This is a genomic window from Brevibacterium sp. UBA7493 (assembly GCF_002479565.1).
Lineage (GTDB): Bacteria > Actinomycetota > Actinomycetes > Actinomycetales > Brevibacteriaceae > Brevibacterium > Brevibacterium luteolum.
Map to the genome: position 1 here is coordinate 231709 of NZ_DLOD01000015.1, position 23425 is coordinate 255133.

Annotated in this window: 21 protein-coding genes and 1 tRNA gene; 6 read left to right on the forward strand and 16 right to left on the reverse strand. The window is 66.0% G+C overall.

Going from position 1 to position 23425, the window contains the following annotated elements; translation table 11 throughout:
• Window positions 1-65: 65 nt before the first annotated feature.
• From B4E96_RS09890 to B4E96_RS09920, 7 genes are all read right to left on the reverse strand, one after another.
• The gene (locus B4E96_RS09890; protein WP_286957412.1) at window positions 66-1511 is read right to left on the reverse strand and encodes a TIGR01777 family oxidoreductase; all 1446 of its coding nucleotides are present in this window, start codon (window positions 1509-1511) and stop codon (window positions 66-68) included.
• A gap of 95 nt (window positions 1512-1606) precedes the next feature.
• Window positions 1607-3004 carry an NAD(P)/FAD-dependent oxidoreductase gene (locus tag B4E96_RS09895; RefSeq protein WP_259857037.1) on the reverse strand — a complete coding sequence of 466 codons (1398 nt, stop codon included), beginning with the start codon at window positions 3002-3004 and terminating at the stop codon, window positions 1607-1609.
• Between the two features lie 2 nt (window positions 3005-3006).
• Window positions 3007-3849, reverse strand: coding sequence for an ABC transporter permease (locus tag B4E96_RS09900; RefSeq protein ID WP_170273856.1), 843 nt, complete (start codon window positions 3847-3849; stop codon window positions 3007-3009).
• Window positions 3846-4775, reverse strand: coding sequence for an ABC transporter permease (locus B4E96_RS09905; protein ID WP_170273855.1), 930 nt, complete (start codon window positions 4773-4775; stop codon window positions 3846-3848). The genes B4E96_RS09900 and B4E96_RS09905 overlap by 4 nt, the downstream gene beginning before the upstream one ends.
• Window positions 4772-5959, reverse strand: a complete 1188-nt coding sequence (locus B4E96_RS09910) for a polyamine ABC transporter substrate-binding protein (RefSeq protein WP_286957414.1) — start codon at window positions 5957-5959, stop codon at window positions 4772-4774. The genes B4E96_RS09905 and B4E96_RS09910 overlap by 4 nt, the downstream gene beginning before the upstream one ends.
• Window positions 5952-7166, reverse strand: a complete 1215-nt coding sequence (locus B4E96_RS09915; protein ID WP_286957416.1) for an ABC transporter ATP-binding protein — start codon at window positions 7164-7166, stop codon at window positions 5952-5954. Before B4E96_RS09915 ends, B4E96_RS09910 begins: the two co-directional genes overlap by 8 nt.
• The gene (locus B4E96_RS09920) at window positions 7163-8671 is read right to left on the reverse strand and encodes a gamma-aminobutyraldehyde dehydrogenase (protein ID WP_286957417.1); all 1509 of its coding nucleotides are present in this window, start codon (window positions 8669-8671) and stop codon (window positions 7163-7165) included. Before B4E96_RS09920 ends, B4E96_RS09915 begins: the two co-directional genes overlap by 4 nt.
• Window positions 8672-8897: 226 nt before the next feature.
• On the opposite strand from B4E96_RS09920, the gene B4E96_RS09925 reads away from it, so the two are divergent.
• Both B4E96_RS09925 and B4E96_RS09930 read left to right on the forward strand, forming a co-directional pair.
• Window positions 8898-9368 carry an Lrp/AsnC family transcriptional regulator gene (locus tag B4E96_RS09925; RefSeq protein ID WP_217007433.1) on the forward strand — a complete coding sequence of 157 codons (471 nt, stop codon included), beginning with the start codon at window positions 8898-8900 and terminating at the stop codon, window positions 9366-9368.
• A gap of 15 nt (window positions 9369-9383) precedes the next feature.
• Window positions 9384-10754 carry an aspartate aminotransferase family protein gene (locus B4E96_RS09930; protein ID WP_414632691.1) on the forward strand — a complete coding sequence of 457 codons (1371 nt, stop codon included), beginning with the start codon at window positions 9384-9386 and terminating at the stop codon, window positions 10752-10754.
• Between the two features lie 87 nt (window positions 10755-10841).
• Here the strand turns inward: B4E96_RS09930 and B4E96_RS09935 are convergent, their stop codons facing one another.
• The 5 genes from B4E96_RS09935 to B4E96_RS09955 are packed head-to-tail and all read right to left on the reverse strand — an operon-like array spanning window position 10842 to window position 15336.
• Window positions 10842-11633, reverse strand: coding sequence for an amino acid ABC transporter ATP-binding protein (locus B4E96_RS09935; RefSeq protein ID WP_286957418.1), 792 nt, complete (start codon window positions 11631-11633; stop codon window positions 10842-10844).
• Entirely contained in the window at window positions 11626-12549 is a 924-nt protein-coding gene (locus tag B4E96_RS09940) for an amino acid ABC transporter permease (protein WP_286957419.1), read from the reverse strand. The genes B4E96_RS09935 and B4E96_RS09940 overlap by 8 nt, the downstream gene beginning before the upstream one ends.
• 2 nt (window positions 12550-12551) lie before the next feature.
• Window positions 12552-13487 (reverse strand): ABC transporter substrate-binding protein, encoded by a 936-nt coding sequence (locus B4E96_RS09945; RefSeq protein ID WP_286957420.1) that lies wholly within the window; start codon window positions 13485-13487, stop codon window positions 12552-12554.
• A gap of 32 nt (window positions 13488-13519) precedes the next feature.
• Window positions 13520-14350: a nitrilase-related carbon-nitrogen hydrolase gene (locus tag B4E96_RS09950; protein ID WP_286957421.1), complete on the reverse strand. Its 831-nt coding sequence runs from the start codon at window positions 14348-14350 to the stop codon at window positions 13520-13522.
• Entirely contained in the window at window positions 14347-15336 is a 990-nt protein-coding gene (locus B4E96_RS09955; RefSeq protein ID WP_286957422.1) for a hypothetical protein, read from the reverse strand. The genes B4E96_RS09950 and B4E96_RS09955 overlap by 4 nt, the downstream gene beginning before the upstream one ends.
• 92 nt (window positions 15337-15428) lie before the next feature.
• Between B4E96_RS09955 and B4E96_RS09960 the strand changes: the two genes are divergently transcribed.
• Window positions 15429-16799 (forward strand): aminotransferase class I/II-fold pyridoxal phosphate-dependent enzyme, encoded by a 1371-nt coding sequence (locus B4E96_RS09960; RefSeq protein ID WP_286957424.1) that lies wholly within the window; start codon window positions 15429-15431, stop codon window positions 16797-16799.
• A 60-nt stretch (window positions 16800-16859) separates the two neighbouring features.
• Here B4E96_RS09960 and B4E96_RS09965 read toward each other — a convergent pair whose 3' ends face one another.
• The 4 genes from B4E96_RS09965 to B4E96_RS09980 all read right to left on the reverse strand — a co-directional run bounded on the left by B4E96_RS09965 (window position 16860) and on the right by B4E96_RS09980 (window position 20140).
• Window positions 16860-18068 (reverse strand): M20 metallopeptidase family protein, encoded by a 1209-nt coding sequence (locus B4E96_RS09965; RefSeq protein WP_286957425.1) that lies wholly within the window; start codon window positions 18066-18068, stop codon window positions 16860-16862.
• Window positions 18031-18444, reverse strand: a complete 414-nt coding sequence (locus B4E96_RS09970; RefSeq protein ID WP_286957426.1) for a hypothetical protein — start codon at window positions 18442-18444, stop codon at window positions 18031-18033. Before B4E96_RS09970 ends, B4E96_RS09965 begins: the two co-directional genes overlap by 38 nt.
• Before the next feature lie 131 nt (window positions 18445-18575).
• Window positions 18576-19859, reverse strand: a complete 1284-nt coding sequence (locus tag B4E96_RS09975) for a metal-dependent hydrolase family protein (protein WP_286957428.1) — start codon at window positions 19857-19859, stop codon at window positions 18576-18578.
• 197 nt (window positions 19860-20056) lie between these two features.
• A tRNA-Leu gene (locus B4E96_RS09980) sits at window positions 20057-20140 on the reverse strand.
• 295 nt (window positions 20141-20435) lie between these two features.
• Here B4E96_RS09980 and B4E96_RS09985 point away from each other — a divergent pair.
• From B4E96_RS09985 to B4E96_RS09995, 3 genes are read left to right on the forward strand one after another with little or no spacing between them, the layout of a single operon-like run.
• The gene (locus B4E96_RS09985; RefSeq protein WP_286957430.1) at window positions 20436-21380 is read left to right on the forward strand and encodes an FhaA domain-containing protein; all 945 of its coding nucleotides are present in this window, start codon (window positions 20436-20438) and stop codon (window positions 21378-21380) included.
• The gene (locus B4E96_RS09990) at window positions 21380-21880 is read left to right on the forward strand and encodes an FHA domain-containing protein FhaB/FipA (protein WP_286957432.1); all 501 of its coding nucleotides are present in this window, start codon (window positions 21380-21382) and stop codon (window positions 21878-21880) included. Before B4E96_RS09985 ends, B4E96_RS09990 begins: the two co-directional genes overlap by 1 nt.
• Window positions 21877-23424 carry a PP2C family protein-serine/threonine phosphatase gene (locus B4E96_RS09995; RefSeq protein ID WP_286957433.1) on the forward strand — a complete coding sequence of 516 codons (1548 nt, stop codon included), beginning with the start codon at window positions 21877-21879 and terminating at the stop codon, window positions 23422-23424. The genes B4E96_RS09990 and B4E96_RS09995 overlap by 4 nt, the downstream gene beginning before the upstream one ends.
• The last annotated feature ends 1 nt before the right edge of the window (window position 23425 follow it).

Below are 23425 nucleotides of genomic sequence, written 5' to 3' on the forward strand. Positions count from 1 at the left end.
CGCGCCCGAGGTGGTGGGCGCGTGGATCTGTCAGGGTCGGGTGAAATGGGCTGAAGGTGGTCGAGTCAAGTGCCGGTGTGATCGGTGTCGGGGAAGCCGAGGGCGTCGGCCATCGCCTGCCGGATCTCCGGGTACCGGAACCGGTAGCCGAGCTCGCCGAGCCGGGTGGGCACCACCCGCTGGTCGGCGAGCACGAGTTCCTGGGCCGCCTGCTTGCCCAGCAGCATCTCGGGACCCAGGCGCGGGGTCTGCACGAATGCCGGCATCGAGGCCAGCCCGGCGAGCGCCTGAGCGAACTCGGCCTGGCGCACCGGCTGTGGGGCCGCGGCGTTGACCGGCCCGCTCATGGTCGGGTCGACGGCGGCACGGGCGTAGATGCGGGCGATGTCGTCGAGCGAGATCCACGACATCCACTGCTGGCCGGTGCCGATCCGCCCGCCGAGGCCGGAGAGGTACAGCGGCAGCTGCAGGCGCAGCGGTCCTGACAGGGCGGTGAGCACCTGGGCGGTGCGCACCGACACCCAGCGCACGCCGAGCGCTTCGGCCTTCGCAGCCTCTTCTTCCCAGGCGCGGCACACCTCGGCGAGGAACCCGCCGCCGGAACCGGCGTCTTCGTTGAGCTCTTCGTCGCCGCGGTCGTAGCCGTAGTAGCCGATCGCCGAGGCGCAGATGAACGCCTCGGGTCGGCGGGTCTCCGACAGCTGCTCCATGGTGAGCACGATGAGCTTCGTCGAATCGCGCCGCGAGCGCATGATCCGATCCTTGGCCGCCGGTGAGAAGCGGGTGCCGATGGTCGCGCCGCCTAGGTGGATGACGACATCGGCCCAGGCGAGTGCGTTGGGGTCGAGGATGCCGAGGTCGGGGTTCCATTTGACCTCGGAGTCCTTCCACGGGGTGTCGCGCACCAGTGTGCGCACCTCGTGTCCACCGGTCGACAGGAGGGCGGCGACGTGTGAGCCGACGGTGCCTGAGGCACCAGCAATGAGGACCTTCTTCCGCTCCGGCCCGCCGATCGCGGTGAGCTCATCCTGGTAGGCGAGATCGGCGAGCAGCCGTTCGCTGCGGGCGTTGAGGATCGCCCGCAGCGTCGGTTCCATCGCGGCCGCGTCGATCTCGGTCGCGCCGGGCAGGATGCCGGGAGCGAAGCTGTAGTCGATGTGGTCGTCGATCCGGGTGAAGGCCGAGCCGACGGATTCAGCGCCGGTCACCTCGGTGAAGGTGTGGGTGTGCTCCCAGGAGCTCAGCGGACCCCGCACCTGCCGGTCGATGAAGGAGTGCTCACTCGGCCCGGCGGCGTGTTCGACGGAGAAGGGGGTGCGCACGAGCCCGTGCGTGCCGGGCAGGGTGATCTTCATCGACGCCTGCGAGCCCGGCGTCAGGGGCTCGGCCTCCTGTTCGATCTGCATCGCCCATTCCGGGCTCAGCCGGGTCAGCGCCCCGGGCCGTCGATGCCAATCGAAGACGGTGTGCAGAGGATGCGGAACGACCAGCGAACTCGTGAAGACTGCCATAGTCCTACTCTCTCAGGAGAACCTGGCAGCCAGCACAGTCCCGGCGGACCCAGCCGCGGCGGACCCCGCCGTGGCCGACCCAGTCGCGGCGGATGCTATGAGTCAAAGCCGACCCCGAATGCGTCGAGCGTCTTGAGCAGCGGGCCGCGCCTGCCTTCGTTCTCGTCGGACTTGATGAGCGCGCGGGTCGTCATCTTCGCTCCGGCCCACATGAACGGCTCAGGTGGGAACGGCAGCGGCTTCTTCTTCACCATCTCCAGTTCGGTCAGCTCCGTCGGCGCGCCTTCGAGCAGATCGAGCATGACGGTGCCGGCGAACCGGGAGGCCCCGACGCCGAGGCCGGTGAACCCGGCGGCGTAGGCGACCTTGCCGGCGTAGGCGGTGTCGAAGAAGGAGAAGAACCGGGTGCAGGTGTCGATCGCCCCGCCCCAGGCGTGGGTGAAGCGGATGCCGGTGGCCTGCGGGAAGGTCTCGAAGAAGTGCCGGGCGAGAGTTTCGAAGGTCTCCTGCCGGGTGTCGAACCTGCTGGAGACGCGCCGGCCGTAGTAGTAGACGGCGTCCCAGCCGCCGAACAGGATCCGGCCGTCGACGGTGCGCCGGTAGTAGTGGAACCGGTTGGCCGAGTCGGCCAGGCCCTCCCTGCCGTTCCAGCCGATCGCCGACCACTGCTCATCGCTGAGCGGTTCGGTCATGAGTGCGTAGTCGTATACCGGTGCGGTGTGCCATTTGACCCGCTTGAGCAGTGCGGGGAACGCGTTCGTGCCGAGTGCTGCGCGCCCGGCGGTGAGTGTGCCGGCGTCAGTGGTCAGCGTGACGGTGTCCCCGCTGTCGGTGAGCCTGCGCACGATGGTGTTCTCGTACACTTCGACGCCGAGCTCACGGCAGACGCGCAGCAGCTCCCAGCACAGTCTGGCCGGGTTGATGATCGCGCACTCCCGATCAAGCCGCAGCCCGCCCAGATAGGTCGGGGAGTCGATGCGCTCGCGCAGCTCCTCGCCGTCGAGGTAGACCTCGCCTTCTTCCGGATTGTGCGCCTGACGCAGGCTGGGGATCTGGTAGTCCTCGGTGGCGATCTGGATGAGCCCGGTGCGCTCGAAGTCGCAGTCGAGCCCGTAGCGGGCGACAGCGTCTTCGATCGCGTCGAGGTTCTCGTAGCCGAGCCGGCTGAGCTCGTCGTTCTCCTCCGGCAGGTGCTTGACGCCGTTCTCGTGGCCATGGGTGAGGCTGGCTTCGCAGAACCCGCCGTTGCGCCCGGAGGCGGCCCAGCCGATACGGCCGCCTTCCAGCAACACGACGTGCCGACCGGGGTCGCGCTCCTTGGCCTGCAGGGCCGTCCACAGACCGGTGAACCCGCCGCCGACGACGGCGAGATCGCAGGTGCGGTCTCCGACTAGGGCGGGGCCCGCCTCGGGCCTGGCGGGGTCATCGAGCCAGTATGGGACGTGCGAGACGCCGGCGAGGCTCGAGGAGATCATCTCAGGGGTGATGGACATGGCTACCTCACGATGGTTTTGACGATGTCGGTGGATGATTCGCCCGAGCGGCGCAGCACGAGGCCGACAAGTGCGAGGGCGATGAGGGTCAGCAGCAGCATCACCGTCGAGATCGCGGCGACCTCTGGGCGCAGCGCCACGCGCACGGCGGAGAAGATGTAGACCGGCCAGGGCGTGTAGCCGGGCTGCTGGACGAAGCTGGAGAGGATCGTGTTGTCGAGGCTGAGGGTGAACGACATGAGCGCACCGGCCATCACGCCGGGGGCGGCGATCGGCAGGGTGACCCGGCGGAAGGTCGTCCACGGGGTCGCCCCGAGGTCGGCGCTGGCCTCCTGCAGGGAGGTGTCGACGCCGGCCATGCGGGCGCGGACGATGAAGGTCACGACGGCCACGGAGAACATCGCATGGGACACGATGAGGCGCACAAGCCCGTTGTTGAACCAGGTGAGGTCCGCGTCCACGCCGAGGGTGACGAACCACGGCAGGAACGAGATGCCGTCGACGATCTCCGGAGTCACGAGTGTCGTGGCGAGCAGTCCGGTCAGGCCGAGGGCCCACCAGGTGCCGAGCCTGGCGCGGGCGAGCGCGATGCCGCCGAGGGTGCCGAGCACGGTGGCCAGCAGCGCAGAGCCGACGGCGGCCTGCAGGCTGGTGATGACCGAGGAGACGATGACGTCGTTGTTGATGCCCGAGATGTAGGCGTCGAAGCCGAATCCCTGCCAGGAGGCGAGGATGCGCCCGGTGTTGAAGGAGTAGGCGACGATGACGGCGATCGGGGCGAAGAGGTAGATGAAGACGAGCACACCCCACAGGGTGAACCCGAGGTCGCGGGCCTGACGTCTCATGCGCGGCTCCCTTCGCTCACGGCCGGCTCGGGCGGGGTGATGCGCACCGAGTTCAGCCTCTCCATCAGTGAGCGCAGCCCCCACAGCAGCAGCCCGCCGAGCGCGACGACGATAAGGGTGGCGAGCATGAGGATGACGGCCATCGCCGCGCCGAGTGCCCAGTTCTGGGCGGTGTTGAACTGGTTGGCGATAAGCTGGCCGGCCATCGAGCCGCTCGCTCCGCCGAGCACGGTGGCGGTGACGTAGTCGCCGTTGAGCGGGATGAACACGAGCAGGCAGCCGGAGACCACGCCGGGCATGGCCAGCGGCAGGGTGACGGTGAAGAAGGTCTTCCAGGGTCCGGCGCCGAGGTCGTAGCTGGCTTCGCGCAGGTGCCGTCCGGCTGCGTCCATGGCCACGAACAGCGGCAGGATCATGAGCGGCAGGTAGTTGTAGACCACGCCGATCTGCACGGCGGTGCGGGTGTAGAGGATGTCGAGGCCTCCGTCGGATAAGCCGATGGCCTGGAGGGTCTTGGAGACGAAGCCCTCGTTGGAGAGCATGATCTGCCAGCCGAGGGTGCGCACGAGGAAGTTCGTCCAGAACGGCACCATCACCAGCGCCAGCAGCAGTCCGCGCCGTTCGGGCCGGACTTTGACGGCCAGCCAGTAGGCGAACGGGATGGAGATGAGCAGGCAGATGATGGTGCCGACGATCGAGATCCGCAAAGTGGCGAGGAACGTCGCCAGGGATGAGGAGGTCAAGGCTTCGGAGTAGCGGTCGAAGCTCAGCTGCTCCATCGACACGGTGGTGAATTCGTCGGGCTTGTACCCGAAGCTGTACCAGAGTACGAGGGCGACGGGGATGACGAAGAAGAACACGACGTAGGCCCAGGTGGGGAACGCGAGCGCTCCGGGGCCGAGGATGCGGGCGGCGAAGCGCTTCATGCTGAACTCCTCGTCTGTGCGGCGGTGTAGATCTCAACCCGCGGCTGGATGCCGGCCCCTTCTTCGGAGGGCACGAGCCGGTCGAGGATCTCCTGTTCGGGGAAGATGATGTCGGGGAAGTCGAAGTCGGCGGCTTCCTCCTTCAGGCCCTGGGTGCCGACGTGGTAGCCGATGTAGTCGACGTTGCGCAGCGCGGCGTCAGGGCTGATCATGTGGTTGATGAAGGCGTAGGCGGCATCCGGGTGCGGGGCGCCGGTGGCCAGGCACCAGTTGTCCATCCACAGGTTGGCGACCGGGGTCGGGAAGACGAACTGCCAGCGGTCCGGGTCATCGGATTCGAGCAGTCCCTGCCGGGCGTCGCCGTTGAAGGCGTGCAGCAGGCTCAGCCCGCCCTGGGTCATGCCCTGGGCGGCGTTGCCCATATAGGCGCGCACATGCGGGGCGATGTCGTCGACGACGATCGTGTTGGCTTTCTCCAGGATCGCCTCGTCGACGGTGTTGACGTCCTCGCCCATCGAGGCGAGGGCGATCGCGGTGAGCTCCCAGGGGTCTTCGAGGATCGCGGTCGAGCCGGAGGCCTCCTTGCCGGCGGCGTCGATGAAGTCCTGCCAGCTGGTCAGCTCCCGGTCGATGACGGTGCGGTCGTAGACGTAGCCGGTGGTGCCCCAGGCCTTGCAGATCGAGTACCGGTTCTCCGGGTCGAACTCCTGGTGGATGAAGTTCGGATCCATGTTCCTAAAGTTCGGGATCCGCTCAAGGTCCAGCGGCTGGATGAGGTCGTGTTCGATCATCTGCTGCACCCGTGAGCCGGTCGGCACGACGATGTCGTAGCCGGAGGTGCCGCGGGTGCCGGCGAGTTTGGCCATCAGCTCGTCGTTCGAGCCGTAGGAGTCGACCTGCACGCGCACGCCGGCGGTGTCGCTGAATTCGCTGATGATCTCGGGGTCGTCGTAGTCGCCCCATGAGTACAGGTTGAGCTTCGCCTCGATCTCGCCGTCGGCAGGCGGGGAGCTGGCCATCCGGCCGGTCTGCCCGCAGGCGCTGAGCCCGGCCAGCCCGGCCAGTCCCACACCGGTGAGGAAGGCCCGCCGGCTCGGCCCGGCAGTGGTCAGCAGCTGCCGGCGGATGCGCGGGGCCTCGGAGCGGGGTGCGAGGAAGCGCACCCGGTGATTGCGTTCAGCCATCGCAGAACACCTGCGCCTGGTTGCGTCCCCATGACAGCCGCACCCGGGCGCCGGGCCCGAGGTGGTCGCTCTCAAGGGCCGGGACGCGGGCGAGGACTTCATGGCCGTCGCGCAGCCTGACGATGTACTGCACGACGTCGCCGAGGAAGGACACCCCGACGACCTCGCCGTCGACTGCGTCGGTCAGCTGCCCGCCGGCGGCTGGCTCGGAACCGGCCCCCGCCTCGGGAGCGGCACCCGTGCCCGAGGCTGAGGTGACGGTGATGACCTCCGGGCGGACCGCCGCCTCGACCCGGCTGCCGTTCCGGATGCCGGCCGGCAGTGCTGCGGCCGGCACGGTGATAAGGGAGCGGGCGGTGCGCAGCAGCACGGAGTCGCCGTCGCGGCCCTCGACGGTGGCGGCGACGAAGTTCTGCTTGCCGATGAAGCCTGCGACGAACCGGTTGGCCGGCCGCGAGTAGATCTCCTCGGCGGTGCCGACCTGCTGGATCTTGCCGGCGTTGAGCACGACGATCCGGTCGCTCATCGCCAGGGCTTCTTCCTGGTCGTGGGTGACGAACACGAAGGTCATGCCGAGTTCGGCGTGCAGTCGCTTGAGCTCGATCTGCATCTCCTCGCGCAGCTTGCGATCGAGTGCCGACATCGGCTCATCGAGCAGCAGGACCTGCGGCCGGTTGACCAGTGCCCGGGCAAGCGCGACGCGCTGCTGCTGGCCGCCGGAGAGCTGGTCGGGCTTGCGGTCGGCGAACCCGTCCATCTGCACAAGCCGCAGCGCCTCGATGACGCGTTCGCGGATCTCGGCCTTGGGCACCCGCTTCTGCTTGAGCCCGTAGGCGACGTTGTCGGACACGCTCATGTGCGGGAAAAGCGCATATGACTGGAAGACGGTGTTGACCGGCCGGCGGTGGGCCGGCACGCCGACGAGATCCTGGTCAGACAGCAGGATGTGCCCGGTGGTCGGCTCTTCGAAACCTGCGATCATGCCCAGCAGTGTCGTCTTGCCGCAGCCAGAGGGCCCGAGCAGGGACAGGAACTCTCCAGCCTCGACGGTGAGGTCGAGTTCGCTCAGGGCGGTGTGGCTGCCGAAGCGCTTGGTGACCCCGCGGATCTCCAGCTGCCCGGGGCTCTCGCCGCTGTGGCGGGTGCCCGCGGTGCCGGCCCTGGTGCCGGGAGGCTGTGCGGCGGTGGTCTCGGTGTGCGCACTCATGCCCGCTCCTTGTCGGTGGTGAAGATGATGTCCTGCCATTCGCGGTGGGCGTCGGGGCTTTCGTCGATGAGGACGTGCTTGACCTGCGTGTACTCTTCGAACGAGTACTGCGACATGTCCTTGCCGAAGCCAGAGGCCTTGTATCCGCCGTGCGGCATCTCGGAGATGATCGGGATGTGCTCGTTGATCCACACGCAGCCGGCCTCGATCTCGGCTGCCGCGCGCAGCGCCCGGCGGGTCGTGGTCGTCCAGGCGCTGGCGGCCAGCCCGTAGACGGTGTCGTTGGCCAGTGCGATCGCCTCGTCATCGTCGTCGAAAGGCATGGCGACGAGCACGGGACCGAAGATCTCCTCGCGCCACACCTCGGCGTCGGTATTGATGCCGGTGATGAGGGTCGGGGCGTAGTAGGCGCTGTCCTGCGTGCCCGTGGTGTCCGTTCCCGAGGTGCCAGTCGCCGGGATCGCACCACCGCACCGGATCTGCGCGCCGGAGGCGCGGGCGCGCTCAACGAAGCCGGCGACCCGGTCGCGGTGTTCGGCGCTGATGAGAGAGCCGAGGTCGGTGGCCGCATCGGCGGGATCGCCGATGACGACGCCGTTCATGAGCTCGGTGACGCGCGTGCAGAAGTCCTCGAAGATGCTGCGGTGGACGATCGCGCGGGTGGCGGCGGTGCAGTCCTGGCCGCCGTTGATGAGGGAGCCGGCGACTGCGCCGCGGGCTGCGGCTTCGACATCGGCGTCGTCGAAGACGACGAACGGGGCCTTGCCGCCGAGTTCGAGGTGGACGCGCGCGCCCTTGGCCGCGCACATCTCCATGACCTTCCGGCCGACCGCGGTCGAGCCGGTGAAGGAGGTCATGACGACTCGCGCGTCGCGCACGAGCGCCTCACCAGCGGTCTGGCCGTCGCCTGCGATGACGTTGATGACGCCGGGCGGGAAGCCGACCTCGGCGGCGACCTCGGCGAGGATGAGCGAGGTGCCCGGTGTCAGCTCTGAGGTCTTGAGCACGATCGTGTTGCCGGCGGCCACGGCGGGGAAGATCTTCCAGGCCGCCATCTGCAGCGGGTAGTTCCACGGGGCGATCGAGCCGATGACGCCGATCGGCTCCCGCCGGGTCATCGACGTGGAGTTCGGCCAGTAGGAGCCTGCGGCCAGTCCGGTGAGCTGGCGGGCGGCGCCGGCGAAGAAGCGGGCGTTGTCGATGCTGCCGGGCACATCGAACTCGGTGGCCAGGCGGATCGATTTGCCGGTCTGGGCTGATTCGAGCTCAGCAAGTTCGCTCGCCCGGGCGTCGAGTCCCTCGGCGAGGGCGAAGAGCAGATCGGAGCGCTCTCCGGGCGTGGTGTTCTTCCAGCCGGGGAAGGCCTCGGCTGCCGCGGTGACGGCGGTGTCGACGTCGGCGGGGCTGGCCAGGCGGTAGCGGGCGACTTCTGCGCCGGTGGCCGGCGAGCGGCGGACGAACTCCGGTCCTGTGCCGGGGGTGCGCTGCCCGTTGATGACGTGCATGGGTCTTCGAACCTCCGTGTCGGTGGTGCTGAACGTGGGGTCCTGCCCCGGCACAGGTGGTGCCGTGGTGTGAGGCGAGGCACATCAGCGTTTCACCAGGGTAACGAGACCACCTCGCGTTGTCTACTGATTTCGTAAATTCACTCTCTCTTGCAAACTGTTTTCGTAATCAGATATGGTCAAAACCACTGATTACATTGTTACGGTGAGTTCTGAAGGAGGCGTCATGGCCGGTGAGACCTCTGCGCCGGATACGGAGCTCGATGCCAAGTCGAAGGCGATCATCGAGGCCCTCCAGCAGGATGGCAGGCGCAGCTACGCAGAGATCGGCCGCGACATCGGTATGTCCGAGGCGGCCGTGCGCCAGCGGGTTTCCAAGCTCACCGCCGCCGGGGTCATGCAGATCGTGGCCGTCACCTCTCCCCTGCAGCTGGGCTTCAACCGGCAGGCGATGATCGGGGTGAAGGTCAGCGGAGACATCACTGAGACCGCCGAGATCCTCAGCCAGCTCCCGCAGGTCGACTACACCGTCGTGACCGCCGGGGTCTACGACATCCTCATCGAAGTCGTCTGCGCTGATGACGATGAGCTGCTGGGCCTGCTGCGGCAGCTGCGCTCGATCGAGCATGTCGAATCAACCGAGACGATGATGTACCTCAAGCTCTGGGACCAGAAGTACAACTGGGGCACACGCTAGGAAGTGGAGAACCACGTGGAACAGCACAACCTTCAAACCGGCATCCGCGATCACGTGTGGATGCACATGGCCAATCACAAGCACCTCTTCGAGGGCGGCCGCACCCCGGTCATCACCCACGGCGAGGGCCACCACATCTTCGACGATACCGGCAGAAAGCTCATTGACGGGCTTGCCGGCCTGTTCGTCGTCCAAGTCGGCCATGGCCGTGAGGAACTCGCCCAGGCCGCCTACGACCAGACGAAGAAGCTCGGCTTCTTCCCGCTGTGGTCCTACACCCACGAACCGGCCATCCAGCTCTCCGAGCGCCTGGCCGGCTACGCCCCGGGTGACCTCAACCGCGTGTTCCTCACCTCCGGCGGCGGCGACTCGGTTGAGTCAGCGCTCAAGCTGGCGAAGAACTACTTCCGGCTCACCGGCAAGCCTGGCAAGCACAAGGTCATCTCCCGTGCCACCGCCTACCACGGCACTCCGCACGGCGCGCTGAGCGTCACTTCCCTGCCGGATCTGCGCAATCAGTTCGCTCCGCTCGTGCCCGGTGCCCACAAGGTGCCGAACACCAACTTCTACCGCGCCGACGACCGCTTCGCCGGCGATGAGAAGGCCTTCGGCCAGTGGGCCGCCGACCGCATCGAGGAGGCCATCGAGTTCGAGGGCGCCGATTCGGTGGCAGCCGTGTTCCTCGAGCCGGTGCAGAACTCCGGCGGCTGCTTCCCGCCGCCGCCCGGTTACTTCGAGCGGGTGCGCGAGATCTGCGATGAGCACGACGTGCTGCTCGTGTCCGATGAGACGATCTGCGCCTTCGGCCGCATCGGTTCGATGTTCGCCTGCAACGACTTCGACTTCGTCCCCGACATCATCACCTGTGCCAAGGGCATCACCTCCGGCTATGCGCCGCTGGGTGCGATGATCGCCTCGGATCGTCTGTTCGAGCCCTTCGGCAAGGGCGGAGAGACTTTCTACCATGGATACACCTTCGGCGGTCACCCTGTTGCCTGCCATGTCGCGATGGCCAACCTCGACATCTTCGAAAGCGAAGAGCTCAACACCCGGGTCGCCACGAACGCACCGACGTTCCGCAAGACCCTGGAGAAGCTGCGCGACCTTCCGATCGTCGGCGATGTGCGCGGCGAGGGCTATTTCTACGGCATCGAGCTGGTCAAGGATCAGGCGACGAAGGAGACCTTCAGCGCTGAGGAGTGCGAGCGCGTCCTCAAGGGCTTCGTCTCCTCCGCACTGTACGAGCGTGGGCTGTACTGCCGCGCCGATGACCGCGGCGAACCGGTCATCCAGCTCTCCCCGCCGCTGACCTGCGGTCCGGAGGACTTCGAGGAGATGGAGCAGATCATCCGCTCGGTGCTCACCGACGCGTGGGAGATGATCTGAAGCGCAGATACGAAAGGGTCGGGGCAGCTGCAGAAGCTGCCCCGACCGTCATGACGAGCAGAGTGATTCTGCCGATGACGTCTGAGTTCACAGGAACCGAGCGAGGAACTCCCGAGTCCTGGCGTGCTGGGGGCGATCAAGCACATCTTCAGGTGGCCCCTGCTCAACGATGACACCGCCGTCGATGAAGATCACGCGATCTGCCGCTTCTCTGGCGAACGAGATCTCATGGGTGACGACCACCATCGTCAGCCCTCCGTCGGCTAGCGTGCGCATCGTCGAGAGCACCTCGCCAACGAGTTCGGGGTCGAGAGCGGAGGTCGGCTCGTCGAAGAGCACGAGTGCTGGGTCCATCGCCAATGCGCGCGCGATCGCAACCCGTTGCTGCTGTCCTCCCGACAGCTGCTCCGGATAGGCCTTCTCTCGCCCAGCCAGCCCGACCAGATCAAGCAACTCCGCAGCACGCCGGTTCGCGGCGCTGCGCTTATGACCCAGGACGCCGACAGGACCTTCAGTGATGTTCTCCAACACCGTCATGTGCGTGAACAGGTTAAACTGCTGAAACACCATGCCGATTCGGGCGCGCCTCCGTGCCAGTTCTCGCGGAGGGAGCTGATGCAATCGATCCCGTTTGACCGTGTAGCCTACGTCCTCACCCTTAACCAGGATCCGCCCGCCGTCAGGCTGCTCCAACAGATTGATGCAACGCAGGAAGGTGGATTTTCCCGACCCGGATGGCCCGAGGATGACGACTGATTCTCCTTCGGCAACGGTCAGATCAATCCCCTTGAGCACAGCCGCTTCGCCGAAGCTCTTCTCTACGCCGATCGCTTCCAACACTGGTGGTGTCGAGCTGCCCTTCTTGGAATTCTCAGTCACCGGCGATCACTCCTTTCCGTCGGCTGAAGACTCGCCCGAGTCGGCCTCCCCAGCTCGTCGAGCCGATCGGAAGATCGGATTTGCCATAATGTCGTTCGATGAAGTGCTGGCCGACGTTGAGCACCGACGTGACGACGAGGTACCAGATGCAGGCAACGATCAGCAGCGGAATGGTCTCGAAGTTTCGGTTGTAGATCGCTTGGGCCGAATAGAGCAGATCTGCCAAAGCAATGACGCTGACCAAAGCAGTGCTCTTGACCATGGAGATGACCTGGTTGCCTGTCGGCGGGATGATAAAGCGCATCGCCTGTGGCAGCACGATCCGAGTGAAACTCCTCAGTGGTGGCATCCCGATCGCCGCAGCAGCCTCTCTCTGGCCCTTCTTCACCGACAGGAGCCCTCCGCGGATGATCTCCGCCATGAGTGCGGCTTCGTTGAGTCCGAGACACAGGATTGCCGCGAGAAACGCCGTGACGATTCGGTTGGTCGGAGCTTCTGCGAAGACTGGGCCGCCGAATGGAACGCCCACGGCCAACACCGGGAACAGAGCGGAGAGATTGTAGAAGAAGATCAGCTGAATGAGCGTCGGCGTTCCGCGGAAGAACCAGATGTAGAAGGCTGCCAGCGGCTTGAGCACCGGGTTATCAGACATTCTGCAGAGGGCGAGGATCACGCCGAGAACGATGCCGATCGTCATTGCGATGACCGTCAGCAGCAATGTCATACCCAAGCCGCGCATGATCGACTTCTCGAAGAGATACGTTCCTACGACACTCCACCCGAAATTCGGAGTTGTGAAGAGGAGGTAGACGACCTGCGCCGCCAGGGTCAATGCGATAACCGCACCCACGATCTGCCACGGATGCTTCGTCCGGTTGGCGTTGCGGATGTCGAGGTGCTCAGCGCGCTCAGCCATTATCACTTCGCCAGATTGATGCCGGGGGTATCGAGCTTGTTAGCGTCAAGATCCCATTTGCCCATGATCGCGTCGTAGGTGCCATTGTCGTGGAGCTCTTCGAGAACAGCCAGGACGATGTCGGTCATCTCGGAGTCCTTCGGCACCATGATCCCCTGATAGAGGTCGTCGAAGCCGTTGTCGTCTTCGGTGCCTACCAGCTCGAGCTTGCCGTCCGAGTCATTGACAAAGTAGGTCAGCGGAGCCCGGGAGGAGAAGAATGCATCGGCCCGTCCGGACTGCACGGAGAGGATCGCGCTCGGCTGATCCTTGTAGGACTGCACCTCGATGGCATCATCACCATCGTCTTCGCACGTCGACGACTGCTCCTTGATGACCGCTTCAGCAGATCCGCCGGCCTGCACCGCGATCCTCTTACCGCACGTGGTGTCCAGACCATCGATATCCTGAGGATTGCCTGCCTGTACCGCGAAGACGACATACTCCTGCACCCAGTCGATGAACGTTGCCTGCTCCTGGCGCTCCGGGAAGTCCCCAGTCGGGCCGATGCTGAGGTCGTAACGTCCCGCGTCCATCCCCGTGAGCACACTGGCCAGACCGTCGACAGTCTCGTGTTCGATCTCGATCCCGAGCATCTGGCCCATGGCTTCAGCGAGATCAGCACTAGCGCCGGTCACGTTGTTCTCCCCGTCGACGATGGTGTAGGGAGGGAAAGATCCGGTGTTCACTGAAGTGATGGACCCTGCGTCCTTGATGTCGTCGGGAAGCTGGTCATGGAGCTCCTGGTTGAGTTCCTGCTCCTGCACCTCAGGCACTTCGCCCTCGGTCGCTGTGCCTTCCCCTGATTCGTCAACGGTGCATCCCGCGGTCAGCAAGAGAGCCGCACCCGCTGCTGCGGCTGTCCAGAACCGCTTCCTGGCAATAGTTGAAGTGATCATTGGATTCTTCTCCTTCTTTCCCGGCACTGCTTTCAACCGGCGAACTCTGAGGGCTGGAACGACAAAGCGAAGCGACGATGGTGAAGCACAGGCAGGCTGGAGCGACACGTTTCGAGGTGCGCTCGATCCAGTTGCGCGATCGCAAGATCGGTCTCCTGCGAGCACATGGCCAGCAGCGAGCCCAGCGGGTCGACGATCCGCGACCCGCCAATGCACGACCCGCCTGATTCTCCCGAGGCCGCAACGAACACTGTGGCATCCAGGGCTCGGGCCGACACCAGCGTCGACCACTGGAATTCCTTCGTGCGGCCAGCCGCCCAGGCCGCAGGCAGTGCAATCACCTCCGCACCGCGGTCAGCCAGGTCCCGAGCGAGCTCTGGGAACCGCACGTCATAGCAGGTCATCAATCCGACGGCGAACCCAGAAACGTTCACTATCGGTGGCCGTTCACGTCCGGGCCGGACATCGTCGGATTCGACGGCGGCGAAGGCGTCGTATAGGTGAAGCTTGCGATACACGGCGATCACCTCACCGCGGCGCAGCGCAACGAGCGTATTGAACGGACGCGGGTCGTCGGAACGTTCATGCATGCCGAAGACCACAGTCGCATCGCTGTCGCGGCTGTGCTCGCGCATAGCTGCGACGAAGGGACCGTCCAAAGACTGCGCGGCAGCTCGGATCTGATCCTTGCGGCCGATGAACCGAGTCATGATGCCCTCCGGCAAAACGAGCAGATCCACGCCATGTCGATCGGCCTCGGCGATGAGCCGCCCGGCTGTCGCGGCGTTCGCCTCCCAATCTTCGGCGACGGCGAATTGGGCTACGGCTGTTCGCAAAGCAGTGCTGGGTGTGTCCGACATCATGAAAGACCTGCCTCAGTCAAATCGAAGGGGAAGAGTTCGGAAAGCGGCGGCACATCATCGACGAGTCCCTGGTACCGCATATGACCGATAAAATCGGACAGCATCTGGGCGTTGGCGTCCAAGCCAACCGGATTCGGGTCGAGGACACCGGCCGCATCGAACAACTCAACGGCCATGTTGAGCCACGGCGTAACGTCGAGCAGCTTTCGATGGCGCACGGCAGCCAGCTGCTCGGATTCACGGAACATGCGTCCGAGATCGGCAGGCAGCGCGGAGTCGGTCTCTGCAGCTTCTGCTCGGACTGCCAAGATATGGATCCCCGGGATATACCCCTGTGTGCTGAGGAAGCGCTGTTCCTCGCCAGTGACGTCGTCGAAAAGCCGACGCATTCCGCTGCCCGGGTCCGAGAAGCCGGGTGGCATGAACGGAGTGAAGACTGCATCGAGCTCACCCTCGTTCAGAAGTTCAACCATCGGCGTTGAACAGATTCTGACCTCATAATCGTGCCGTGGGACGACACCGTCGAGCCGGTCAACATCCGGGTGATCTGCCGTCAGTCGCCCAACGGTCCAGCTGATCGCCGTTAAGTCGACACCTGCGTCGACAAGAAGCGCCCGCGTCCACGTATTGCCTGAATCCGGCCAGCCGGTCACACCGATCCTGGCGCCATTCAGATCGCTCAAGCTGTGCGCTTCGGAATCACTGCGCACAATGATGCAGCGGTGCCGAAATCCGCGCATCAGGAAGATCGGCAGCCCTATGACACTGTCGTCGCCGGCAGCCCGGCGCCTCACGTACCTGCTCAGCGACGTCTCCCCTGCCGTCAGATTCCTCTCCTCCCACAGATCAGGGGTGTGGTCTAAGCGGACAAGGTCGACGCGCCGCCCTGCGGTCGAACTGATATCGCCCATCGCAATGGGGAACACATGATCCCATTGACGGGTTCCGACTCTGACTCGCTCCAGCAACACATCACCTTCCGACATGACACGCACCTCTTGCGCGATGTAGCTAACATTAAGTTCAGGCGACAGGAGAAACAATCAAAGCTATTGATTCTGAACAAATGGAGGCGGTCGTGCCGTCAGTTCCACAGTCAGCAGTCAGCGCAGAAGCTATCGCTGCGGCAACCGACGAAGCCTCCGCCGCAGGCATCGCGACAGCCGTGGCACGGCTCGTTCGCGATGGGGCCATCTCCACCGGCACGCGCTTACCGAAAGTCCGCGACCTCGCTGATACCCTGCACGTCAGCAGCGCAACTGTGTCGGCGGCATGGAAGAATCTCCGATCCCGCGGCCTCCTGGAGGGTGCTGGCAGACAGGGGGCGTGGATTTCGTCATCAGCGCCGCAGGTCGGCCCGCGGAGATTCGACCACATCTCCAGCTACTGGCCAGAGGGGACCGCTGATCTGACGTACGCGACACCTGACCCGGCTCTGCTTCCAAGCCTTGAGCCGGCGCTTGCGTACGCCCTGAGCATCGACCCGAATCTGCACAGTTACGCCAGACAGAGCATCACCCCTGCACTCAAATCTTCGATTGGGTCCTGCTGGCCGTTCCCAGCCCAGCACTGGCTCGCCGTCAGCGGCGGTTATGAGGGCCTGCATCTCCTCATGCAGGGCATCTCTACGCCAGGGGAACGATATGCGGTCGCCGATCCCGCCTCTCCGCGAACTCTCGATATCCTCGACCGGTGCGCGCTGCGGCCGGTGCCGGTATCCACCGACGCTCAGGGTCCGCTGCCCGCCTCGGTCGAGGATGTGCTGTCGACTGGCGCTGCGGGTTTCATTTACGAGCCACGCTGCAGTGCTCTGCTCGGGGTCTCCATGACACCCGAGCGCCGGGAAGAGCTGTCCGCAGTGCTCGCCCGGCATGATGTCCTCATCATCGAAGACGACGGGACCGGCGACATCTCAGAACGACCGCTTCTGAGTCTGGGTGAGCAGCTGCCGGAGCAGACCATCCTGATCCGAAGCTTCTCCAAGTCCCACGGTCCCGACCTGCGCATCGCCGTGATCGGCAGCCACCTCCAGCGCCCCATCGAGCTCGCCCGGAGCACCTTGAATTACGGAGCTGGCTGGGTGAGCCGCATTCTGCAGAACTCTTCGGCCTTCCTCTTGAATGACTCTGCGACATGCGCCGCAGTCACAGCAGCGCGCGAAACATACGCTGCGCGGCGCACAGTGCTGGCTGAGGCCCTAGCGGCACATGGGATCTTCCCTCTGTCACATGACGGATTGGTAATGGCCATACCCGTTCGAGATGACGCCGGAGCACAACTCGTCCTCGCTGCACACGGCTACGCCGTCACCTCATCAGAGCTGGCTCGGATCAAACGCCTGCAGCCATTCATACGCGTCACCGTCGGTGCGCTCGAGGACGATCAGATTCCACACTTGGCAAGCGCCATAGCAGTGGCAGCCAACGCCCCCAGCCCCCATCTGCCGTAGAGCATCAGCAGGCTCTGGACCCGCACTTCTCCCGGTAAGGATAGGGGGTCGCTGAACCGCTCACACCCGTCCGCGCAGCCACGCGGCATTCGCCAGGAACTCCGCGACGTCGTCGAGGGCGGTGTCGCCGAAGGAGGCGCGCGGCGAATGGTTCGTCTCATCGGCGTCGCCATACGGCTCCGTGCCGACGAGTGCATAGGCACCGGGCACCTCGGCGAGCACATGCGAGAAGTCCTCGGAGCCGGTCAGCGGCTCGGACATCTCCGTCCAGGATCCCGCGCCGAAGACGGTGTCGATGACCCGGCAGACGTAGGCGGTCTCAGTCTCGTCATTGACGGTGACCGGGTAGTCGGGCATGACCTCGATCTCGGCGGTCATCTGGTGGGCCTCGGCGATCGAGGTGGCCAGCTGCCGGACGTCGGCGAGCAGCCGCTTCTTCGTCTCCGGGGTGAAGGAGCGCAGCGAGATCTTCATCTCCGCGGTCTCAGGGATGATGACCGAATCAGTGCCGGCCTGCAGCGATCCCAGGGTCGCGACGACCGGTTCGAAGGGACCGAAGCGGCGGGCGACGAGCGTGTTGAGGCCGATGCCGATCTCGCAGGCCACCGGCACCGGATCGAGGGCGAGGTGCGGCACGGAACCGTGCCCGCCTCGGCCGCGGATGACGATACGCAGTTCGTCACAGCCGGCCATGAGAGTGCCCGGGCGCAGATGCCAGGTGCGCGGGGCGAACATCCCGGAGTAGACGTGGGCGCCGAATGCCGCCTCGATCGGCTTGCCTCCTGCCTCCAACAGCCCGTCTTCGATCATCCACTTCGCTCCGACGTAGGCCTCTTCGGCCGGCTGGAACATGAACAGCACATCGCAGGACAGTTCGCTGCGGCGCTTATGCAGCATCCGCAGCGCGCCGACCAGGCCAGCGGTGTGAATGTCATGGCCGCAGGCGTGCATGCGACCGTGGATCTTCGATGCCCACGGAATGTCGACATTCTCCTCGACCGGCAGCCCGTCCATATCTCCGCGCAGCAGCACCAGCGGGGTATCAGCACTCGAGTCCGGAGCCCGCAGGATGACGATGATCGAAGACTGGCGCTCACCGGTGGTGATCTCCAAGCCGTCGAGATCGCTGATCGCTTCGAGCACCTTCGCCTGAGTGCGCGGCAGTTCAGTGCCGAGCTCGGGATGCTCATGCAGGTCATGGCGCAGATCGCGCATGAGATCGCGCAATTCCTCATCGACGGTCAGCGGTGCGGCAGGTGATTGGGACATGGAAACTCCTGTCAGTTCGACTGTGGTGGGCAGGACGTAGGTGCGCATGTCCGATCCCGTCTGCGCACAGTGAGCGAATAGTGGCAAGCACATGCTGCAGCGACGCTGCGCACAGCGTACTCACCAACACGGAGGCAACGACGACCGATCCTGTCGTCACGGTCACGAAGCCTCCGATCAGCATCGGCGGGAACATTTCCGCCAGCAATTCCCGTGTCTCGGACGTGGTTCGGCCAATGGAGGTGGCAACTTCCTTGCAGATGATGAAGTCACCCGGAAAGCCGAACAGCGCAGTGAGCGCTACCGGCGTCGCCAGGTTGCGATCCAGCTTCAGCAATCGGGCCATGAGCGCACCGCCGAGCGCGACTTTGTGCATACTCCTGTCAGCCTGTCTCCGATCGAAAGGCCGGGACAATGCAGATTCTCAGCCGACGGGAGCGCAGCACAGATCACAACTGGGAGAGCAGGGGATGCCGACACACCGCTGAGCCTGGGCGCCGGAAGGTCTCAGCGCACGCGCACACCGGCCTGCCACACACCGATGGTGTGCTGGCGGATCTTCTCGGCTCCGCCGTCACGCAGGTCGGTGTTGAAGAGCACGAGGTCAGCTGTCTGACCGGGTGCGATCCGCCCGATGTTCGCGTCATCGAGCAGGCGTGCCGCGACCGAGGTGGCGGAGGCGAGCGCATCGACAGGAGCCATGCCGTTTGCGATCATCAGCTCGATCTCCTCGAGATTCTGCCCGTGCTCGCCGACTCCGGCATCGGTGCCCATCGCGATCTGCACACCGGCCTCGTAGGCGGCGGCGATCGAAGCGGCGTGCGTCTCAGCGACCCGCCGGGCCTTGTCGACGACAGCTGGCGGCAGGGGTGCACCGGCATCGGCGGCGGCGATGACGGACATCGGGGCCTGCAGAGTCGGAACGAGGAAGGTGCCGGCCTCGAGCATCATCTCGATCGACTCGTCGTCGAGGTAGATGCCGTGTTCGATCGAACGAACCCCAGCCCGCAGCGCGTTCTTGATCCCCTCGGTCCCCTGGGCATGGGACATGACATAGGAGCCCTGGGCGTGCGCCTCGGAGACGATGACGGCGATCTCCTCCTCGGTGAACTGTGAGTGCCGGGGATCGTCAGTCGGCGACAGCACCCCGCCGGTCGAGCAGATCTTGATCTGATCGGCGCCAGCGCGCAGGATCTCTCGCACCTTCCGCAGCACCCCCTCAGGCCCGTCGGCGACACCGTCGGGTCGGCCGGGATGGCTGGTGAGCATCGGCATCGAGCAGCCTGAGAGCATCTGCCCGTCACCGTGCCCGCCGGTCTGGGACATGATCGAGATCGCCAGGCGGAGGTCGGGACCGCTGATGAGCCCGGTCTGCAGAGCGTGACGCACTCCGGCGTCGGCGCCGCCGGCATCACGGGCAGTGGTGACCCCGGCCTGCAGGGTGCGCTGCAGGTGGACGACGGACTTGTAGAACTGCAGTGAGAACGGTTCGGTGAAGGCGGTCAGCGATCCCGCATCGGAGAAGCACACATGGACGTGGCAGTCGATGATGCCCGGGGTGAGGGTGTGGCCGTAGGCGTCGATGACCTCGAGGTCGCCGCTGGCAGCATCCGCGCCTGAGGCGGCCGGTGAATCCGCTTCCGCTGCCGAGGCCTCGGTCGCGGTGAGCGACTCGATCACCCCGTCGGTAACGCGCACGTCCTGCAGCTGGGGGAGGAAGTCCTCCCCATCGAACACCCGCACTCCGCGCAGCAGCGCCCTGCCCGTCACCGACGCGGACTTCTCCACCATGCGGCACCTCTTTCATCAGCAGACATCGTTGTCATGGTTGCTCACACGCTATCGGGGTGCGTCGCGTGCGGCAAAGAGGATTCTCAGCAGCACGGGACGGACGCGCAGCAGCACGGCGCGCGGAACACGGACCGCCGACGATGCGAAACAGCCCCCCACCGAGGTGTTTCGCCTGGTGAGGGGCTGTTTTCCCAACGTGCGCGAGGGGGGACTTGAACCCCCACGATCTTGCGATCACTGGCACCTGAAGCCAGCGCGTCTACCAATTCCGCCACTCGCGCGAGCAGCACCTGGAAACTCTAACACCCCGCCCCCGGCAGCGCCAATCCGGTGGCGCAGGACACAGCTGAGACCGCCCTGCGGCGGTGACCGGGACAACCGGTGAGAACCGCGGAAGCCTGCCTCAGGCGCGGCAGCGGTATGGCATTCTGGGCAGACATTCAGCCCAATCGGCATGTGATCGACAAGGTATCGCGTTAGCATGGAGTGTTGACAGCTCGCACGCTGACCCTTTCAGCGTGCGAGCAGAACCGACCGCACGACCCGTTGCCGCAACCGGCAGGAGAGGAGGCACCGATGGGCGTACTCGATCGCTTCGAACGCCGCATCGAACGCGTCGTCAACGGCGCCTTCGCCAAAGCCTTCCGCTCCCAGGTCGAGCCCGTCGAACTCGCCGGCGCACTGCGCACCGAGTCCGACAACCGCGCAGCCGTCGTCTCCCGCGGCCGCACGCTGACAGCCAACAGCTACACCATCGAACTGTCGGCGTCTGACTATGAGCGCCTCGAGCCGATCCAAGCCGAGCTGCGCCGCGACCTGCGCCAGGTCGTCGGCGACCACGCCGTCGAACAGGGCTACAGCTTCGTCGGCCCCATCAACGTCGGCTTCGAATGCGCCGAAGACCTCGACACCGGCATCTACCGGGTCCGCTCGAACACCCTGCGCCCCGACGGCTCGCCTGCCGCGCAGCCGCCCAACCGCGGCGGCTACGACCCCGAGAGCCGCGCCAACCCCATCGTCGCCGAGGAATGGGAGCAGCGCTCCGGCCACACCTCCTCGCGCCCCAACCCGCAGGTCGCCCCGCAGGCCACCGGTTACGAACAAGCTCCCGCCTACGCCGGCGCCCCGGCCCCAGCGATGGGCCGCCCCCGAGGCGCCGCCCGCCCTGGTGCCGCAGCTCCGGGAGGCGCCGGATCCAGTGCCGCCGGCCATCCGCGACCGGGTTCGAACATCCAGTGCAGCGCTGAGATCGACGGCCGCAGCTACCGCCTCGGCGAGGGCACGACCGTCTTCGGCCGCTCGTCGAACAGCGCCGACATCGTCCTCGACGACTCCGGCGTCTCGCGCCGGCACTTCGAGATCACCGTGCGCGACGGCCACGCCACTGCCACCGACCTCGGGTCGACGAACGGCACGCTGCTCGACGGCCGCCGCATCACCTCCGTCACACTCACCGACGGCGCCCGGCTCACCGCCGGCGACACCGAGGTGCTCTTCAGGCACAGGGAAATGGGAGGCTGATGAGCGAGTTCACCGTCCTGGTGCTGCGGTTGGCATTCTTCGTTCTGCTGTGGCTCTTCGTCTTCCTCATCGCCGGTGTCCTGCGCCAAGACCTCTTCGGCCCGCGCCGCAGCAGGAACCGCGCCGCCAAGCGCGGTGGCCGCTCCCCCGCTGCTGCGCCGGGCCCGGCCCCGCAGTCGGCGGCAGCCAGCCCGCCGCCGACAGCCAGCCCGCCGCACTCACTCGTCATCACCTCGGGAGCCATGCAGGGCATGGTCATCGCACTCGGGACCGCACCGATCACTCTCGGCCGCTCCGGTGACAACACCGTCGTCCTCGAAGACGACTTCGCCTCAGGCCACCACGCCCGGTTCGTCCCCTCCGGCGGCCGCTGGTACGTCGAGGATCTCGGATCCACCAACGGCACCTTCATCGGCGAACAGCGCCTGTCCAGCCCTGTCCCCGTCTCCCCCGGCACCGCCGTGACCGTCGGCCACACCACCATGGAGCTACGTTCGTGAGCAGTCCCCACCCCATCATGCTGCGCTCAGCCGCTCGCTCCCACGTCGGCGCGGTGCGCAAGAACAACCAGGACTCCGGCTATGCCGGGCCGAACTTCCTGCTCATCGCCGACGGCATGGGCGGTCACGCCGGAGGTGACGTCGCCTCGGCGATCACCGTCGCCCGGCTCTCCGAACTCGATGCAGACGATCACGAACACGACGCCTCAGAGGCCCTGCGCACCGCGATCCTCGACGCCAATGAGCGCATCACCAACTCGGTGGCCGAGAAGCCCGAACTCGCCGGCATGGGCACCACCGTCACCGCGCTGCTGCGCGCCGGCTCGAAGCTGGCCCTGGCCCACATCGGCGACTCCCGCGGCTACCTGCTGCGCGACGGCGAACTCGACCTCGTCACCCACGACCACACCTTCGTGCAGATGCTCGTCGACGAAGGCCGCATCACCGCCGAAGAGGCCGAACACCATCCGCAGCGCTCGGTCGTCATGCGCGTGCTCGGCGATGTCGGCGCGGCCCCCGAACTCGACATGTCGATCCGCGAGGCCCGCCTCGGCGACCGCTGGATGCTGTGCTCCGACGGTCTGACCGGCTTCGCCGACATCGACGAGATCAAGCACACGCTGGCCACCGTCGATGACCCCGGCGCCTGCTGCGACCGGCTCGTCGAGATGGCCCTCGAGGGCGGCGGCGCGGACAACATCACCGTCGTCATCGGCGATGTCGTCGAGGCCGACGACAGCGCTGAGACCACCAGCGGCGAATCCGTCGGCTCGGTGCGCGACAACCCCCAGTTCGCGCTGCTGGGCCAGAAGGACACCCCCACCGAACTCATCGACACCGGCCAGTTCGACACCATCGGCGAAGACAACACCGACACCCGCCCACTCGACGTCGTCGACCGGCCCGACAACGGCGCATCTGCCGCGACGCGCGGCGCCTCCGGTTCGGACGCCGGCCTCGCCGGAGCCACCGCCGCCGGGGCCACCGGCTCGGCTGCCCGTGGTCGCCGCACGCGCACCGCGACCGCCGCTGAGACCCAGGAGATCGACCGCCGCGACGAGGACTGGGATGACGACGACCGGCCGCGGCGCCGCCCGCTGCTCGGCATCATCATCACCATCGCCGTGCTCGCAGCCCTCGTACTCGCAGGTGTCGTCGGATACACCTTCATCCGCGGGCAGTACTACGTCGCCGCCGATGCCGGCAACGTCGCCGTCTACCGCGGCATCGCCCAGAAGCTCGGGCCGATCGAGCTCTCCGAACTCGACGAGACCACCGAAGTGCGCGTCGATGACCTCTCGGCGTACTCGCAGCGCCGCATCGAGCAGACCATCCCGGCCAGCTCACGCGCCGATGCCGACAGACTCGTCGGCAACCTGCGCGATGAGGCCGAGCAGAACGCCGCGAAGAAGATGGGCGCCGGCGCCGCCGACGCCTCAACCGACCCGGCACCGCCGCCGGAGAAGACCGGCGAAGCGAACCCGGACAGCACCGACCAGCAGGGCCAGAGCGTGCCCGAACGGCCCTCGGGCGCGGGCGGGTGAG